Source organism: Dellaglioa sp. CoH-57-MRSF-16, from assembly GCF_056782055.1.
The window spans coordinates 123,134-139,791 of the sequence record NZ_JBXAXZ010000002.1 but is presented as its reverse complement, the minus strand read 5'-3'; the positions used below and the strand labels follow the sequence as shown (position 1 = coordinate 139,791).

At 33.8% G+C, this 16,658-nt stretch carries 19 protein-coding genes; 1 reads left to right on the top strand and 18 read right to left on the bottom strand.

Features of this window, described 5'->3' with window-relative positions; translation table 11 throughout:
* Positions 1–3: 3 nt before the first annotated feature.
* From priA to gmk, 4 genes are all read right to left on the bottom strand, one after another.
* Positions 4–2,424 carry a primosomal protein N' gene (gene priA, locus AC1RPH_RS02635; RefSeq protein WP_481761255.1) on the bottom strand — a complete coding sequence of 807 codons (2,421 nt, stop codon included), beginning with the start codon at positions 2,422–2,424 and terminating at the stop codon, positions 4–6.
* Positions 2,425–2,454: 30 nt separating this feature from the next.
* The gene (coaBC, locus tag AC1RPH_RS02630; RefSeq protein ID WP_481761254.1) at positions 2,455–3,657 is read right to left on the bottom strand and encodes a bifunctional phosphopantothenoylcysteine decarboxylase/phosphopantothenate--cysteine ligase CoaBC; all 1,203 of its coding nucleotides are present in this window, start codon (positions 3,655–3,657) and stop codon (positions 2,455–2,457) included.
* 113 nt (positions 3,658–3,770) lie between these two features.
* Positions 3,771–3,986, bottom strand: coding sequence for a DNA-directed RNA polymerase subunit omega (rpoZ, locus tag AC1RPH_RS02625; protein ID WP_409022617.1), 216 nt, complete (start codon positions 3,984–3,986; stop codon positions 3,771–3,773).
* Positions 3,983–4,603 carry a guanylate kinase gene (gene gmk / locus AC1RPH_RS02620; protein WP_481761253.1) on the bottom strand — a complete coding sequence of 207 codons (621 nt, stop codon included), beginning with the start codon at positions 4,601–4,603 and terminating at the stop codon, positions 3,983–3,985. The genes rpoZ and gmk overlap by 4 nt, the downstream gene beginning before the upstream one ends.
* 180 nt (positions 4,604–4,783) lie before the next feature.
* On the opposite strand from gmk, the gene AC1RPH_RS02615 reads away from it, so the two are divergent.
* A complete protein-coding gene (locus AC1RPH_RS02615) occupies positions 4,784–5,116 on the top strand; it encodes a hypothetical protein (RefSeq protein WP_409022619.1) in 333 nt (110 codons plus the stop codon).
* Between the two features lie 41 nt (positions 5,117–5,157).
* Here the strand turns inward: AC1RPH_RS02615 and AC1RPH_RS02610 are convergent, their stop codons facing one another.
* From AC1RPH_RS02610 to efp, 14 genes are all read right to left on the bottom strand, one after another.
* A complete protein-coding gene (locus AC1RPH_RS02610; protein ID WP_481761252.1) occupies positions 5,158–5,811 on the bottom strand; it encodes an ABC transporter permease in 654 nt (217 codons plus the stop codon).
* Between the two features lies 1 nt (position 5,812).
* A complete protein-coding gene (locus AC1RPH_RS02605; RefSeq protein WP_481761403.1) occupies positions 5,813–6,733 on the bottom strand; it encodes an osmoprotectant ABC transporter substrate-binding protein in 921 nt (306 codons plus the stop codon).
* Between the two features lie 24 nt (positions 6,734–6,757).
* The gene (locus AC1RPH_RS02600) at positions 6,758–7,387 is read right to left on the bottom strand and encodes an ABC transporter permease (RefSeq protein WP_481761251.1); all 630 of its coding nucleotides are present in this window, start codon (positions 7,385–7,387) and stop codon (positions 6,758–6,760) included.
* Between the two features lie 2 nt (positions 7,388–7,389).
* A complete protein-coding gene (locus AC1RPH_RS02595; protein WP_481761250.1) occupies positions 7,390–8,601 on the bottom strand; it encodes a betaine/proline/choline family ABC transporter ATP-binding protein in 1,212 nt (403 codons plus the stop codon).
* Positions 8,602–8,663: 62 nt separating this feature from the next.
* Positions 8,664–10,340 (bottom strand): DNA repair protein RecN, encoded by a 1,677-nt coding sequence (gene recN, locus AC1RPH_RS02590; protein ID WP_481761249.1) that lies wholly within the window; start codon positions 10,338–10,340, stop codon positions 8,664–8,666.
* 58 nt (positions 10,341–10,398) lie between these two features.
* On the bottom strand, positions 10,399–10,854 hold the full coding sequence (locus AC1RPH_RS02585) for an arginine repressor (protein ID WP_481761248.1): 456 nt from the start codon (positions 10,852–10,854) through the stop codon (positions 10,399–10,401).
* A gap of 89 nt (positions 10,855–10,943) precedes the next feature.
* Positions 10,944–11,768, bottom strand: coding sequence for a TlyA family RNA methyltransferase (locus AC1RPH_RS02580; protein WP_481761247.1), 825 nt, complete (start codon positions 11,766–11,768; stop codon positions 10,944–10,946).
* A gap of 8 nt (positions 11,769–11,776) precedes the next feature.
* Positions 11,777–12,664: a polyprenyl synthetase family protein gene (locus AC1RPH_RS02575; protein ID WP_481761246.1), complete on the bottom strand. Its 888-nt coding sequence runs from the start codon at positions 12,662–12,664 to the stop codon at positions 11,777–11,779.
* Entirely contained in the window at positions 12,657–12,890 is a 234-nt protein-coding gene (locus AC1RPH_RS02570; protein WP_409022627.1) for an exodeoxyribonuclease VII small subunit, read from the bottom strand. The genes AC1RPH_RS02575 and AC1RPH_RS02570 overlap by 8 nt, the downstream gene beginning before the upstream one ends.
* A gap of 3 nt (positions 12,891–12,893) precedes the next feature.
* Positions 12,894–14,234, bottom strand: coding sequence for an exodeoxyribonuclease VII large subunit (xseA, locus tag AC1RPH_RS02565; protein ID WP_481761245.1), 1,341 nt, complete (start codon positions 14,232–14,234; stop codon positions 12,894–12,896).
* Positions 14,227–15,078, bottom strand: a complete 852-nt coding sequence (gene folD, locus AC1RPH_RS02560; RefSeq protein ID WP_481761244.1) for a bifunctional methylenetetrahydrofolate dehydrogenase/methenyltetrahydrofolate cyclohydrolase FolD — start codon at positions 15,076–15,078, stop codon at positions 14,227–14,229. The genes xseA and folD overlap by 8 nt, the downstream gene beginning before the upstream one ends.
* Before the next feature lie 106 nt (positions 15,079–15,184).
* Positions 15,185–15,622 (bottom strand): transcription antitermination factor NusB, encoded by a 438-nt coding sequence (nusB, locus tag AC1RPH_RS02555; protein WP_409022798.1) that lies wholly within the window; start codon positions 15,620–15,622, stop codon positions 15,185–15,187.
* Positions 15,623–15,630: 8 nt separating this feature from the next.
* Positions 15,631–16,062, bottom strand: coding sequence for an Asp23/Gls24 family envelope stress response protein (locus tag AC1RPH_RS02550; RefSeq protein ID WP_409022630.1), 432 nt, complete (start codon positions 16,060–16,062; stop codon positions 15,631–15,633).
* Positions 16,063–16,081: 19 nt separating this feature from the next.
* The gene (efp, locus tag AC1RPH_RS02545; protein ID WP_409022631.1) at positions 16,082–16,642 is read right to left on the bottom strand and encodes an elongation factor P; all 561 of its coding nucleotides are present in this window, start codon (positions 16,640–16,642) and stop codon (positions 16,082–16,084) included.
* Between the last annotated feature and the right edge of the window lie 16 nt (positions 16,643–16,658).

The window sequence follows — 16,658 nt, the reverse complement described above, 5'->3', positions numbered from 1 at the left end:
AATTTAAATAAAGTTTACTGGTTCAGAATCAATCGTTAATTTTAAACCTTTTCGAACTTCGGCTTGAGATTTAGTCATTAACTCTCTTAGTCGTTCTTTTAATTGACCTTCTGATTTATACTTAATAACCACTTGATAATAAAAACGATTATTAACACGCATAATTGATTTTGGTGTTGGTCCAAGAATAATCGCATTCTTTGATAACACTGGTTTTAAAAATTGAACTGCTTCTAACATTTTTTTCGCTGCTCCAGCCTCATCCGTATAACTAGCAGTGAGCTGAATTGTATAATAATATGGTGGATAATTTTCCATATGTCGAACTGACATTTCTTTTTTATAAAATGATTCATAGTCATGATGCTTCGCATATTGAATCGCGTAGTGATCTGGATTAAAAGTTTGGATAATAACATGTCCTTCTTTTTCAGCTCGACCAGCTCGACCGCTCACTTGGGTTAATAATTGGAACGTTCTTTCACTTGATCTAAAATCAGGCAAACTAAGTGCTGTATCTGCATTAAGAACGCCAACTAACGTCACATCAGGAAAGTCTAACCCTTTCGCAATCATTTGTGTACCCAATAAAATATCAGCTTCTTTTGCGCCAAATTTAGCTAGGATTTTTTCGTGTGCGCCTTTTTTACGTGTCGTATCAACGTCCATTCGTAAAATTTTAGCCTCTGGATATAACGTTTTAAGTTCTTCTTCAACTTTTTGCGTACCTGTACCATAATATCTAATTTTTCGACTATGACAGTTAGGACAAGTTTTAGGAATACCTTCTTCATGTCCACAATAATGACATTTCATTGTATGAGTATCCATATGCAATGTTAAAGAAGTATCACAGTTAGGACAAGGTAGCACGAATCCACAATCTCGGCACATTACGAAAGATGAAAACCCACGACGATTTAACATTAAAACAGTCTGTTCATTTTTCTCAAGGCGCTTAGTAATTTCATGTCTAAGTGGCTCAGAAAAATTACTCTCACCAGTCTTTTTCATTTCTTCTCTCATATCAATTAGCGTAACTTCTGGCATGGGATGACCATTTATACGTTGAGGTAATTGTAACCACTCATACACGCCTTTTTGAGCTCTAGCACGAGATTCGAGGGATGGTGTTGCACTACCCAATATGACAGGACACTGATGTCTTTTACTTCTCCAAAGAACAACATCCCTTGCATGATACCTTGGTGTTTCATCTTGTTTATAGCTCGATTCATGCTCTTCATCAACAATAATAACGCCAATATTATCTAATGGTGCAAAAACGGCTGAACGTGCACCGACAACTACTTGCGCTTCTTTACGCTCAATCCGGCGCCATTCATCATAACGCTCACCGTCAGACAAACCGCTATGCAGGACCGCAACTAGATTACCAAATCGTGATTTAACTCGCTTAACCATTTGGGGTGTCAAAGCTATTTCTGGTACAAGCATCAAAGCTGTTTTTCTAAGTTCTAGCGCTTTTGCGATTGTCTGCAAATAAACTTCTGTTTTCCCACTCCCCGTCACACCTTGAAGTAAAAATGTTGTATTAGTTCCACTTTTAATAGCCTCATCGACAGCTAGCACCGCAACCTCTTGATCTGAGGTTAATTCTTGCATATTGGTTGGCTCAATAATTGTGTCTTTATATGGGTCCCGATATACCTCAGTCTCAACTTTTTCAAGCCAACCATTTTTTGCTCCAGCTGTAATTGTTGCAGGTGTCACGCCTATTTCCTCAACAACTTGTTTCTGAGGAATCAAGCTATCTTCAGTGAGTGATTGTAGATAGTCAATCAATAAGTGCTGTTGTTTAGCATTTTTACGTAAACCACTTCGAATATTTTCATATGCTTCGAATCCAAGTTTTGGTTGGATTGATATTTGCATTTTAACTTTAGCTTTATTGCCAACTTCATAAATCATCTCAGCCTTTTCAGCCTTGGTAAGTTGTAATAATTCTTTAATTATTTGAGCATCCATATGTTCTGGATCAAATTCAATAGAATCTTGACCTTGAAATAATTTATCTTGTAAATCTTCATCAATTTCGTCAATTAAACGAACTCGCTTTTTATAGGTTGCACGCATGACACTCGGTAAAACCATTTGTAAGGCAGTTATACGGAAGGAAAAGGTTTCATTAGCTATCCACTCAGATAAGTCTAATAATTCAGTATTCACAACAGGTCTTAAATCAACGACTGATTGAATATCTTTTACATGACCATCGAACTCATTCTTATCAAAAAGATCAATTACAAATCCTTGAACCAATCGTTTACCATTCCCAAATGGTACAATAACCCGCATGCCAATCTCAATCTGATTTGTTAATACTGCTGGGATTGAATACGTATATGGCTGGTCCGTTTGCATCGTAGGAACATCAACGATAATTTTTGCATATTGTGACATACTGAAACCTCCTTTCATTTAATTAACTGCTTATTTTACTACATCGCTTATAATAGTAGCTAATAATTCCTTAGCAATTTGCTTTTTACTTGTTTGCTTTATGAAATCATTTTTTCTGTTTGGTCTAAGCAGTGTTACCTCATTATCATTGCTATTAAATCCAATGGCAGAATTTGAGACATCATTTAAAACCAATAAATCTAAATTTTTCTTTTCTAATTTTTCTTGTGCATTTTCTAGTCCGTTTTGGGTTTCCGCAGCAAATCCGACTAAATACTGATTTTGCTTAATTTGGCCCAAATGTTTTAAAATATCTGGATTTTTTTCTAATATTAACGTTAAAGTAGATTCAGCTTTTTTTATTTTCTGATCTGCAACATTTTGTACACGATAATCTGAAACAGCTGCTGCCATTATCAAAATATTTTGGTCATCAAATCGCTTATTGATAGCTTCAGATAACTCTAACGCAGTTGTAACTCTAATTGTTGTCACGCCAATTGGGTCTGGCAACTGGCTTATTCCGCTAATTAAGGTGACATTAGCACCTAACTTTTGCGCTTCAATCGCAATTGCGAAACCCATTTTACCAGAAGAATCATTAGCGATAAAACGAACTGGATCGATTCGTTCTCGTGTACCACCAGCTGTCACTAAGACATTTTTACCTTCTAATGGTTTGTCACTATCCTCAAAGGAAGTTTGAATAACTGACATTATCACATTTAATTCGGGAAAACGTCCCTTACCTGAATAACCTTCTGCTAAAAAGCCTATTTCTGGTTCAATAATCTGAATGTTATTTCGTCCTAAAAATTTAAGATTACGTTGTGTAGCAGAATTCATTAGCATATGTTCATTCATTGCGGGCACAACAATTTTTTGTGCCTCAGTTGCTAATAAAGTGGTTGAAACAAAATCATCTGCGATACCATTGGCCATTTTTGCGATAATGTTTGCTGTCGCTGGTGCAATAACCATTAATTCTGCCCAGTCTGCAAATTCAATATGTGCAACATGCTCAGACTCTTTTCCTGAAAATAAATCAGTTAACACCCTATTTTTACTCAACGTTTCAAAACTCAAGGGTGTTACAAATTCAGTTGCAGCTTTGGTCATCGCAACTCGAACGCTAGCACCTTGTTTAATTAGTGCTCGGACTAATCCCAAACTTTTATACGCTGCAATACCACCTGTTACAACAAGACCGATTTTTTTATTTTCAAGTGTCATTTCATGTCGCCCCCATACCGAATTTATTCTATTCTCTATTGTATCAATTTTCTAAGAAATAAAATAGGAGTTAGGACAATTAGCTTGTCTTAACTCCTTTTCATTTAATCAGATTAACGAATATCTTCTTTTTCAACTGGATCAATAATTAAATCACCAGTAACAACTTCTTCCAAAGCACGTCCAACATTCTTTTTTGATTTGTAATTAGAAAGCATTGGTAGAGCGCCAGCATCTAATTCATGGGCACGTTTACTTGCTAACATAATTAATGAGTATCTTGAATCTACTTGTTTCAATAAGTCATCTACTGAAGGATATAAAATCATTTAAATACATCTCCTAATTGTTTTCTATAGTCAGGTAAAAATCGTTTTACACGCCAACGTTCAGCTTTAATAATCGTTTGAATTTTTTCAACAGCATCATTTATTTCATCATTAACAACCGCGTAATCGTAATTCTGCATCATATCAATCTCACCAATGGCTTTTGTCATTCGTTTATCAATAGTTGCAGAATCATCCGTTCCACGTCCTGTAATTCTTTGTCTTAATTCCATCAAATCAGGTGGCGTTAAGAAAATAAATAAACCATCAGAAATTTTTTCTCGAACTTGCATAGCACCTTGTACTTCAATTTCAAGAAAGACATCTTGACCAGCGTCAAGCATCTTATTTACATATTTTAACGGTGTTCCATAGTAATTGTCAACATACTTGGCGTATTCTAACATACCGCCCGTTGAAATTTCATTCTCAAATTCTTCTTTTGATACAAAATGATAGTCAACACCATCAACTTCGCCTTCTCGCATTTTACGAGTGGTCATTGAAATTGAATAAAGAAACTTATTGTCAGCTTGGTCAAAAATTGCTTTTCTTACGGTTCCTTTACCGACCCCTGATGGACCAGATAGTACGATCAACATTCCACGATTAGCCATTAAATTTGTAAACTCCTCTAAGATAAGTATTAATAAATAGTATGCACTTTTTACGGCTATTATTCAAGCTTTTTATGCGCTGTTGTCATCTTTTAAATATATTATAAATTAACACTTGCTTTACCGAACGTTTGTTCGTATAATGAAAATACAAACAAACGTTCGGGGAGGAACTTTATTATGCAAAATAAACAACAAACAACAATTCAAACTATTGGCTCAACACTACAATATTCATATCATAAAATTTTTGATTTAGATGACTTTATTTTAAGACCACAAATGCCTCAATTTCAATTAGCACTCTTTACAGAAAAAGTTTTAAAAATGAAAAAAACAATTATTTTACAATTAAATCCAACTGGATTTCAAAAAGAATTCCAAGAACTTCGTGGTACCTTACACCGACGTTCTGGTTCTAATCAATTAATATTTAAAACGCAATATACGAATATCACTTACCTTCTTACTGATAATCAACTCCGTTATATCGCTTTAATCGATTCAATATAAAAATGGTCACTTTCTATAACAACTAGAAAATGACCATTTTTTTATTTACGTTTAATTGTTGTTGGATCAAATTTTCTTTGAATAAGTGCCAAAATTGCATCAGCAATAACGGCCATTAGAGCTGTTGGCAATGCACCAGCTAAAATAATAGCTGCTCCATCAGTTGCATTTGTTCCTCGGATAATAATATCTCCAAGTCCACCTGCACCAATAAATGAACCAATTGCTGTAATACCAATTGCAACAACTAATGCATTTCTAATTCCGGCCATGATAACTGATAATGATAACGGTAACTCAATCATATAAAGGATTTGAAGTCTCGTCATTCCCATCCCTTTACCAGAATCAAGAACGCCAGGATCAACATTAATCATCCCTGAATACGTATTTTTTAAAATAGGTAATAGTGAGTAAAGTGCAACAGTTACAATAACTGTATTAACACCTAAACCTAGTCCCAACATAATAATAGATAACATTGCTAATGATGGTACAGTTTGAATAACATTAGCAGCACCTATTGCTACATCGCTCAATCTATGATGTTTTGAGATAAAAATTCCGATTGGAATCCCAATAATTGCAGCAATTATCACACCATATATTGAAATTAAAAAATGTCTTGTAAATTCTTGTAAAACATATAACCCATTATTACTAAAATAAGACATCAATTGATCAAAAGTATTCATATTAATCACCCGCCTTTTCGAAGTAATGATGTTCTTCTAAGAATTGTTTTGCAACTACTGCTGGTTCGTAAAAATCATTATCAACTTTGTAATTTAATGATTGCATTGTTGATAAATTAATTTTGTTTTTAAGTCGATCAATAAGCGGTGTTAATTCAGGATGTTCCTTCAAGATAGAATCATTTGCAACAAGGCTTGCTGAATATGGTGGGAAGAAGTGACGATCATCCTTCAAAATTTTCAGATCATAACTCTTAATTCGGCCATCAGTTGAATATCCAAGAACAACATCCATTTTACCCTTTGCCAAAGCGCTATAGACTAATCCAATCTGCATAGGATAAATGTTACCAAATTTAATATTATATTCTTTTTGGAAACCATCGTAACCATCACCTACACGGCTAATCCAGTTGGCATCAACACCGACTGTTAATTTAGATTCAATTTTTCTTAAATCAGATACTGTGTTTAAATTGTACTTTTTAGCTGTCTCTTTTGTAACCATAAATGCATAAGTATCAGCAAAACCTAAACTATCAAACCATTTCATTTGGAATCTATTTTCGAATCCATCTTTAACTATTTTATTAGCTTTAACGGTATCTTTTTCTACTGGTTTATTTAATACCGCACTTAAGTCAGTTCCTGTATATCTAGCAGATGATATATCTGCATCACCGTTTTTGAGTGCATTAAAACTTAATGTACCAGAACCTAAATTATTTATCAGTTCTACTTGATTATCTGATTCATGTTCAATCAATTGTTGTAGCATTGATCCAATAATTTGAGATTCCGTCGTTGATTGTGCGACAATTTTAATTGTCGATTCAGAGCCACCTGTTAAACCAGGAAACCCACAACTTGATAGACTCACACCGGCAAACAGAAGGCTTAAGCTAACAAGTATTTTTTTCATCGTAATTTTCATGTTAAAGCCTCCTTAATTTCTTGTTGTTTTTGGTGCTACCTTTTTTTCAACCTGTCCAAGTATAAAATCAACTAGTAAGGCTAATAAGATAACTGGAATTGTACCGCCTAAAATTAATTTTGGTTGATACAAATTTAATCCATTAAAAATCATATCCCCTAAGCCACCAGCACCAATATATGAAGCTAATGTTGCCCAAGCAATTACATAAGTTGCAGCTAAACGAATTCCAGACATAATAACCTGAGATGCCATAACTAATTCAACTTGCAGAATCGACTGCAAATTAGTCATACCCATCCCTTTAGCAGCGTCTTTTAACACTGGATCCACTTCTTTAATACCAATATACGTATTTCTTAATATTGGTAACAACGAATAGATAAATAATGCTACAACAGCTGGTAACTTACCAATCCCAAATAAAGGAATCATCATGGCTAGTAAAGCTAAAGCAGGAATTGTTTGCAACATACTAGCAATTGCAATTACAATATTGGCTGTCTTAGGTAATCTTGTTAGTAAAATTCCTAAAGGAACAGCTATTGCTACTCCAAAAAATAATGCCATTCCTGAAATTTCAATATGTTCCCATAATTTTGAGACAATCATTGCCCCATATTCTTGTAAAAATGAAGTCATTATTAACCCTCCTTCGTTGAACTTGGGCTAGTTTCATCGGTATCTGTACCTGAGTCTGACGTCATTATTTTAGTTACTTCTTCATGAGAAGCACTATTTTCATCACCCCAAAGTGCATCATAAACAATATCAACTAGGGTAGCGCGGGTTACAATTCCGACTAATATACCATCTTTATTAATAACAGGTACATTTTTAAATCCACGTTTTAAAATACGTTCAACAGTATCACGAACTAATGAATCTTCTTTAACATAGAAAATATCTTTGTTCATAATATCGCTGACACTACTTGATGTATTGAAACTATAATCTAAGCTTTCAATATCAATATAACCCTTTAAAATACCAGCATCATCAGTAACTAACAACGTATCAACTCGACGATCATGCATTAAACGAATAGCTGTTACTAATGACTTACCTGGTGTAATTGAAACTGGGTTAGCTAACATAACTTGACCAACAGTTGTAATACTTGGACGAGCTTGGATAAGTCTATCTTGACCAATCAAGTTTTCAACAAATTTATTTGCTGGATTTTTCAAAATATTATCGGGTGTATCTGCTTGAACAATCTTTCCTTCAGACATAACAACAATTCGTGTTGCTAATTTTAAAGCTTCATCCATATCATGAGTAACAAAAACGAATGTCTTACCTAAACGTTCTTGTAAATCTTTAACTAAATCTTGTAAAGCTTCTCTAGTAATAGGATCAAGCGCACCAAAAGGTTCATCCATCAAGATAATATCTTGATCAGCAGCTAAAGCTCTGACAACTCCGATTCTTTGTTGTTGCCCACCAGAAAGTTCAGATGGGTAACGGTCTAAATATGATTCTGGTAGTTCAACTAATTTAATCATTTCTTTAGCGCGTTCATCTCTTTTTTCTTCAGGCCATTTTAATAATTTTGGTACTAATGTAATATTTTCACGAATAGTCATATGTGGCATTAAACCAATATTTTGAATAACATATCCGATTTTACGACGTAATTTAACGGGATCCATTTTGGCTATATCTTTACCATCAATAGTGATTGTACCTTCTGTTTGTGTCAACATACGGTTAATCATTCTCATAGTAGTTGTTTTACCTGAACCAGATGTTCCGATGAAACAAATGAATTCACCATCTTGAACTTCCAAATTAAAATTATCTACAGCTTTATTACCTTTATAAATTTTTGATATTTTATCAAACTTAAGCATATTAGTACTCTCCTTTTTTATAACTAACCAATCATCTATTCATAGTAGTACCTTGGTTTTAATTATTTTTTTTGTGCCGTATTTAGTAATTCTTCAGCATGTTTAACAGTTAAAGGTGTAATCTCAGAACCGGCAAGCATTCGAGCAATTTCTTGAATACGATCTTCCTTAGATAACAATTTAATAGATGTTTCTGTACGTTCACAAATCACTTCTTTAGCTATAAAGTAATGGTGCTCGCTAATTGCAGCAACCTGTGGCAAATGTGTGATACATAGAACTTGTGATTGTTGGGCAATTTGATTAATTTTTTCAGCAATTGCCTGGGCAACACGTCCACTAACTCCTGTATCAACTTCATCAAATATAATACTTGTGACACCTTGCGTCCTAGAAAAAATTGTCTTTAACGCTAACATCATTCGAGAAAGTTCACCACCAGAAGCAATCTTAGCTAATGGCCCCATTGTTTCCCCAACATTTGTTTGAATATAAAATTCAACTTTATCTTGTCCGGTACTATTTAACTGATTGAGTGAATCAAATTTAACTTCAAAAACGGCTTTGTCCATATACAACTCACTTAACTGTTTATGCACTTCTTTTTGTAGAATGATGGCTGCTTTTTTTCGAACATTAGTTAATTTATCAGCCAATTTATGGGCTTCTTTTCTAGCTAAATTAACTTGATTATCTAAATCATCTGCATTACCTTCAGTTGCTTCCATTTCAATTAATTCTTCAGATATAAGACTCAAATAAGCTAATATTTTTTCAACAGAATCACCATATTTGTGTTTTAATTGTACAATTAATTCAAGCCTATTTTCAATCTCATTTAATCGTTGCTCATCCCATTCCAGGGAGTCTAACTGACGCAATAGGTCACTAGATGCATCCTGCAGCATATAATAGGCTGACGACAACCGTTCTGCTAAGTCTTTATATTCACTATCTAAATTATCAATTTTTAGCATGTTAGACATTGCAACACCAACATGGTCAACTGTATTTTCATCATCACCCGATAACGCTTGGTAACTTGCATCCAGTGACTGATTAATAGTTTGAAAATTTTCTAGACGTTCTTTTTCAGCGCTTAATATGTCTTCTTCATTTTCAATTAAATCTGCACTTTCAATTTCATCTTTTTGAAAATGTAACATATCTAATCGTTGTGCCCATTCGTTTTGATTTGTTTGTCTTTTTATTTGTAACTTATTTAGGTTTTGATAGTATTCAAATGCTTCTTGATAACTATGCTTCAGTGTTTGAATATCATTTTTAATATATTCATCTAACATGCCCAAATGCTTATCCTGTTGCATTAATTCTTGATGTTCATTTTGGCCATGAATATCAACTAACGTTTCACCAATTGATTTTAGTGTACTCGTGTTAACCAACATACCGTTTATGCGACAAATATTTTTACCAGATCTATGTATTTCACGTTGTAAAATCACAGAGTTATCATCATGGCCAATACCTAATTGGTCCAACTTCGTTAACGTATTTGAGTTTTCAGTTGGCATAAAGAGTCCTTGTAGCACCATTTTTTTTGCATCTTTTCTAATAAATTCTTGGGACCCTCTACCACCTGATAAGAGGCCCAAAGCATCAATGATAATGGATTTACCCGCACCAGTTTCACCTGTTAAAACTGTCATATTAGCCATGAAATCGATATTCAAAGAATCAATAATGGCAAAATCTTTTATTGTCAATTCTTGTAACATTTTTTTCACCCCTTTAATAGAAAAAATCTGAAACAAATGTCACAGATTTTATTTCTATCTATTCAGTTACAATCTCATTTAAAATTTTACTTAACTTTAACGCATCTTTGTTCGAGTGACAGATAATTAGAGCTGATCCATCTCCGCCTAAAGTACCAAAAACAAATGAATAATTCATTTGTTCAATTAAAGATACGATTGCTGGACCACTTCCTGGCGTCACCTTAACGAGACACATTTCATTTTGAACATCAGTTGATATAAAAGCATCTTTTAACGTTTTAGTTAATTTTTTTTCTGTATTCAATTTTTTTTGAACAGGTAAATTATAACTGTAAGTTCCATCAGCAGATGGCACTTTAATTAATTGCATTTCTTTAATATCTCTAGAAATAGTTGCTTGTGTGACTGTAATCCCTTGTTTTTTAAGCAAACTCACAAAATCTTCCTGCTTATCAATATTATTGTTCTTCAATAATTCACGAACATAACGTTGCCGTTCTTGCTTTTTCATTAAAGTCCCCCTCACCCGATAACCTCTACCACCCATAGAGTTAGTATAACGTAATTTCAATTATTATTAAAGAACTTCACTTTAAATCCTTATTTAACGGCATTCAGGTTATCGTATGCAGCAGTTAATACGCCATCGATACTAACCTTATCCGAAATCTCGCCAATTTCATTTATCGCAGACTTTAAATGAATTAAAAATTCAATATTACCTTCGCCACCCTTAATTGGTGAGTAGCTTAAATCCGCAACATTAAATCCAGTGGAAATAGAAAATTGAACAATGTCTTCGAGCACTTGACGATGAATCTTTTCATCTCGTACAATACCATGTTTTCCAACATTTTCTTTTCCTGCTTCAAATTGGGGTTTTATTAATGCCACAACATCCCCATTTTCAGTAATAATTTTCTTTAATGCAGGTAAAATAAGATGTAATGAAATAAACGATACATCTATTGTTGCAAAATTGGGTTGTCCAAATTCAAAATCTTCTTTTTTACTATATCTGAAGTTAGTATTTTCCATCACAACAACTCTTGGATCTTGTCGTAATTTCCAAACTAATTGATTGGTACCAACATCTAACGCATAACTTAATTTTGCGCCATTTTGTAAAGCAACATCGGTAAAGCCACCGGTTGATGATCCAATGTCTAAGACCGTTTTATCCTGAACGGTTGCATCAAATACTTTAAGGGCTTTTTCTAATTTAAGTCCACCGCGGCTCACATAAGGTAATTTTTTACCTTTAAAATGAAGCACAGTTTCTTCAGAAATTTTAACACCTGGTTTATCCAATCGTTCTTCATTCTCACCCAGAATTTCACCAGCCATAACTGCACGTTTGGCCTGTTCACGAGTTTCAAATAACCCTTGTTTAACTAATAAAACATCAATGCGCTCTTTTTTCATAGTGACTCCTAATTTTTTAATTTAAAGTAATGTAACAATTCTTCCAAATACTCTGTCTCCAACCCTGTTTGCTTAAGCGTTTGAATAGCATCTTTAGCTTGATTGGTTACTTCTTCGAGCATCCTATAAGCTTGATCAATTCCCATTAGTCCAGGATACGTATTTTTATTTTCTTGATTGTCTTTATGAACAGCCTTGCCCATCTCTTCAGATGTCCCAACGACATCCATAATATCATCATAGATTTGAAAAGCTAACCCAAAATGACGTCCATATGCCATAAACGCTACGTGCTGTTGGTCAGTCGCTTTTCCAAGTATGCTACCTGCGTAAACTGAAAATTCAATTAAATCACCCGTTTTACGCTTATGCACCTGTTTCAACTGCGCTAATGATAACTCTTTTTGTTCACCTTCAATATCGGCAACTTGACCGCCAACCATTCCCTCTGGGCCAGCTAACCTAGCTAGTTGACCCATTAGTAATACCTTTTGTGAATCAGGCAACTCTGCGTTACTGATCCATTCAAAGGCTAATGTATTTAGTGCATCACCAGCTAAAATTGCCATGCTTTCACCAAAAATAATATGGTTTGTTGGTTTACCACGTCTTAAATTATCATCATCCATCGCAGGCAAATCATCATGAATTAATGAATAGGTATGAATTAATTCTAATGCACCAGCAATAGAATAAACTGACTTATCAAGTTTACGATTAAGCATTTGACAAATAACAAAAATGATTAGTGGTCTAATACGTTTACCACCCGCTTCAACTGAATAAGTCATCGATTCTTTTAACTTTTTTTCAGTGTCTAAAGCCTGTAATTGATTCAACATAATTTGATTAAATTCTGGTAATACGATATCAGAAAATTTAGTTAAGTTACTCATTTTCTAAGCCTTGTTCGAATGGCACTTCTTCACCAGAATCATTCATGACACTGGTTAATGTTTTTTCAGCATTTTCCAATGTTTTTTGCAATTTTGAGCTCAACTTAACACCGTTTTGAAATTGGGTTAATGCTTTTTCTAAAGGAACATCACCTTGTTCTAGTTCTGTTACAATTTTTTCAAGTTCTACTAAGTTATCTTCAAATGTCGCTTTTTTTTCAGCCATTTTTTATTCTCCTTTTTCAACTTTTTCAATTTTTGCATATGCTTTACCATCTGTAAGGTGTAACACGACGTTATCATCTATATTCACTGAATTAATACTTTTAATAATTTTATCTTCCATAGATACGTAACTGTATCCTCGTCCCATAATCTTCAATGGACTTAATAAATCAAGCGCATTTATTTTTTCGCCAACCTGTTGTTTCTTTGTTTCAAGTAAGTAGGTCATTAATTGATGTAACTGTTTGTTTTGTTGTTTTACTTGATCTTGCAGTTGACTAACCAATTGTTGCGGATTTTGATAGCGCAACTGACCATTAGCTTGTTCAAATTGTTGTTTCTTAATTGTGATAATTTGTTTTGTTACTTGCATTAAGCGTTGTGCTAAATTGTCTAAGTTTTGAAGGTAACCCTCATATAACCGATTAGGTTGTTGAAAAACATATGATTGTTGAATCTTATCTAATTGTTGTCTTCTTAAACTTAAAATATTTTGTGTTACTTGTAATAGTCTCAATTTTAATTGATTAATCTTAATTAATTCATCGGCGTAAACAGGGACAGCTAATTCTGCTGCTGCTGTTGGCGTTGCTGCCCGAACATCGGCCACTAAATCAGCAATGGTTGTGTCTGTCTCATGTCCAACTGAAGAAATAATTGGAATCTGGCTAGCAAATATTTCCCTTGCAACAGATTCTTCATTAAATGGCCATAAATCTTCAATTGAGCCACCGCCTCGACCAATAATAATCGTGTCAAAATGGCCTAATTCGTTAATTTGTTTTAACCGCTTAACTAAATCATTAGCTGCTTTGTCACCTTGTACAATCGCAGGAAATAAAACTAATTGAGCAATCGGGTAACGTCTTTTAACGGTTGTCATAATATCTTTAATGACAGCCCCTGAAGGACTTGTAATCACAGCAATTCGTTTAGGATATTTAACCAATGCCTGTTTTGGTGCTGAAAATAATCCTTCAGCTTGTAGCTTATTTTTTAACTGCTCATAGGCTTGATATAACGCACCAACACCATCAGGTTCCATTCGCTCAATATATATTTGATAGTTACCTGTCGCTTCATATAAAGATATACGGCCCATAACTAAAACTTTCATGCCATCTTCTGGTTTAAATTTTATTTTATCAAAAGCTGAACGGAACATAATTGCGCTAATTTTAGCATGATCATCTTTTAAACTAAAATATTGATGCGCATTAGGTCGAGGTCTTAAATTTGAAATTTCGCCAGTTAAATAAACGGTCCCAAGATAAGGATCAGCATCAAATTTTTTCTTCAAATATGTTGTTAATGATGTAACTGATAAATAATTATCTTTATTCAATGCCAACACTCCGTTTTGTTAATTCAATTGTTTGTTCCATCAACATTGCAATCGTCATAGGTCCAACCCCTTTTGGTACTGGTGTCAGATATCCTGCAACCTCTGCAACTTCCTTATCGACATCTCCCGCTAACTTACCACTATCTAAGCGGTTCATCCCGACATCGATGACTACAGCACCTTGTTTCACATCGGTTTTTTTAATAAAGTTTGCTTGACCAATTGCAACGACTAAAATATCAGCCTGTTTAGTTATCTCTGATAAATTTTCCGTATGACTATGCGTTATCGTTACTGTTGCATTAGCGTTTAAAAGTAACGCCGCCATTGGTTTACCCACAATATTACTGCGGCCAACAACAACTGCATTTTTACCGTCTAAATCAATATTGTATGCGTTAAACATTCTCATAATTCCCAGTGGTGTACATGGAATTGCTAGTGGATCATTCATGGCTAATCGTCCAATATTTATCGGATGAAATCCATCAACATCTTTTTCTGGTTTAATAGCTTCGGTTATCTTTTTTTCATCAATTTGGTTCGGTAAAGGTAACTGTACTAATATGCCATTAATATCTGAATTATCATTATAGTCATTAATGAGATTTAGCAACTCTTTTTCTGATATCGTATCAGGTAATCTTTTAACAATCGATTTTATCCCAATAGATTCAGCAATTCGATGCTTATTCTTAACATATATTTTACTTGCTGGATTTTCTCCAACTACAATAACAGCTAATGTAGGAAAGACATTCTTTTTCTTTAAAGCTTCTATCTCAGATTTTAAATTATCCGTCGTTATTTGTGCCAATTTTTTACCATCAATTAATTTAGCCATAATTTAGCACCTCTATTCCATTTTTACTTCTTACATTTTATCATATTTAAGGTATTCATTTCTAAAAAAAAAGTGTCGCAAAAAATGCAACACTTCTCAATCATTATTATTCATTTGTTTTTTCAATATCAACAGGCATTTTTTCAACAACTGGATCTAACACACCATTAACAAATTTTCTTGATTCATCATCACTAAATTCTTTAGCAATTTCTAAAGCTTCATTCAATGCTACCTTAGCAGGAACATCATCTACGTATTTCATTTCGTAAATAGCTAATCTCAAAATAATTAAATCCGTATTGTTTAAGCGTGATAGTTTCCAGCGTGATGTTAGATTTTCTTCAATAACAGAATCTATCTCAGCTTGTTTATCACTAACACCTGAAACTAATGCTTCTAAATAAGGTGGAATTACAGCCGACTCTTCATCAGGAACTTCTAACAATTCACGATAAATAGCCTCTCTATCACCATCTGGGTTAGAATTTAACGCAAATAATGCTTGAAATGCTTTTTCGCGAATCGTATGTCTAGTTACTATTACACTCACTAATTTTCACCATCTTTTTCTGAAAATAAATCGTCAGTATCTATCTTATCGGCTTCCTTTTCAGGAATAACCCCTTCAACATGAACATTTACTTCAATAATTTCTAAACCTGTCATAAATAGTAATTGTTGTTTAATCTTTTCTTGCATCACTAATGCAACCTTAGGAACAGATACACCGTAATCAAGGTAAACAAAAACATCAATATTCAACTGGTCATCTGTTAAATCAAGTTTAACACCCTTACCCAGTGACTTTTTACGGCCAAATAATTCAGTTAAATTTTTAGCAATTGTCCCACGCATTGAGTAAACACCATCAATTTGGTTAGCAGCAATTCCAACAATAATTTCAATAACTTCAGGTGCAATCTTAATGTCACCCAAAGAAGGTTCAGTACTTTTTAAAACAATATTTGTTTCTTCAGCCATAAGTTTAACCTCCGTCGATTTATTGTGCTCTGGAAATATATGTGCCATCTTGTGTATTAATAATTAACATTTCATCTTCATTAACGAAGAATGGCACTTGTACAACTAATCCTGTTTCAAGAACAGCAGGTTTAGTTCCACCAGATTGTGTATTACCTTTAATACCCGCTTCAGTTGATGCTACTTTTAATTCAACTGTATTAGGAACGTCAACACCAAGTGTTTCAGTGCCAAACATAATAACATTAACAATTAAGTTTTCTTTCAAATAATTTAATTGTTCATGCACGCGTTCTTCTGGTAATTCTAATTGTTCATATGTATCCATATCCATAAATACATAGTTGTTACCATCAGCATAAAGATATTGCATTTTTTTATTATCAATTTGTGCTTTTTGAACTTTTTCACCAGCACGGAATGTTTTTTCTTGAGCAGCACCTGTACGGAGATTCTTTAGTTTTGATCGAACAAAAGCAGAACCTTTACCCGGTTTAACATGTTGAAATTCAACAACACGCCATAAATCACCATCAACTTCGATTGTAACACCATTTTTAAATTCATTAACGGACATCATAATATAATATTCCTCC

Bases quoted from the DNA above. Each gene is read 5' to 3' on its own strand.
- priA (WP_481761255.1), bottom strand. From the start codon at position 2,424: ATGTCACAATATGCAAAAATTATCGTTGATGTTCCTACGATGCAAACG.
- coaBC (WP_481761254.1), bottom strand. From the start codon at position 3,657: ATGACACTTGAAAATAAAAAAATCGGTCTTGTTGTAACAGGTGGTATT.
- rpoZ (WP_409022617.1), bottom strand. From the start codon at position 3,986: ATGATTTTATATCCTTCAGTAGATGACTTATTGAAACAAGTAGATTCA.
- gmk (WP_481761253.1), bottom strand. From the start codon at position 4,603: ATGGCTAATCGTGGAATGTTGATCGTACTATCTGGTCCATCAGGGGTC.
- AC1RPH_RS02615 (WP_409022619.1), top strand. From the start codon at position 4,784: ATGCAAAATAAACAACAAACAACAATTCAAACTATTGGCTCAACACTA.
- AC1RPH_RS02610 (WP_481761252.1), bottom strand. From the start codon at position 5,811: ATGAATACTTTTGATCAATTGATGTCTTATTTTAGTAATAATGGGTTA.
- AC1RPH_RS02605 (WP_481761403.1), bottom strand. From the start codon at position 6,733: ATGAAAAAAATACTTGTTAGCTTAAGCCTTCTGTTTGCCGGTGTGAGT.
- AC1RPH_RS02600 (WP_481761251.1), bottom strand. From the start codon at position 7,387: ATGACTTCATTTTTACAAGAATATGGGGCAATGATTGTCTCAAAATTA.
- AC1RPH_RS02595 (WP_481761250.1), bottom strand. From the start codon at position 8,601: ATGCTTAAGTTTGATAAAATATCAAAAATTTATAAAGGTAATAAAGCT.
- recN (WP_481761249.1), bottom strand. From the start codon at position 10,340: ATGTTACAAGAATTGACAATAAAAGATTTTGCCATTATTGATTCTTTG.
- AC1RPH_RS02585 (WP_481761248.1), bottom strand. From the start codon at position 10,854: ATGAAAAAGCAAGAACGGCAACGTTATGTTCGTGAATTATTGAAGAAC.
- AC1RPH_RS02580 (WP_481761247.1), bottom strand. From the start codon at position 11,768: ATGAAAAAAGAGCGCATTGATGTTTTATTAGTTAAACAAGGGTTATTT.
- AC1RPH_RS02575 (WP_481761246.1), bottom strand. From the start codon at position 12,664: ATGAGTAACTTAACTAAATTTTCTGATATCGTATTACCAGAATTTAAT.
- AC1RPH_RS02570 (WP_409022627.1), bottom strand. From the start codon at position 12,890: ATGGCTGAAAAAAAAGCGACATTTGAAGATAACTTAGTAGAACTTGAA.
- folD (WP_481761244.1), bottom strand. From the start codon at position 15,078: ATGGCTAAATTAATTGATGGTAAAAAATTGGCACAAATAACGACGGAT.
- AC1RPH_RS02550 (WP_409022630.1), bottom strand. From the start codon at position 16,062: ATGGCTGAAGAAACAAATATTGTTTTAAAAAGTACTGAACCTTCTTTG.
- efp (WP_409022631.1), bottom strand. From the start codon at position 16,642: ATGATGTCCGTTAATGAATTTAAAAATGGTGTTACAATCGAAGTTGAT.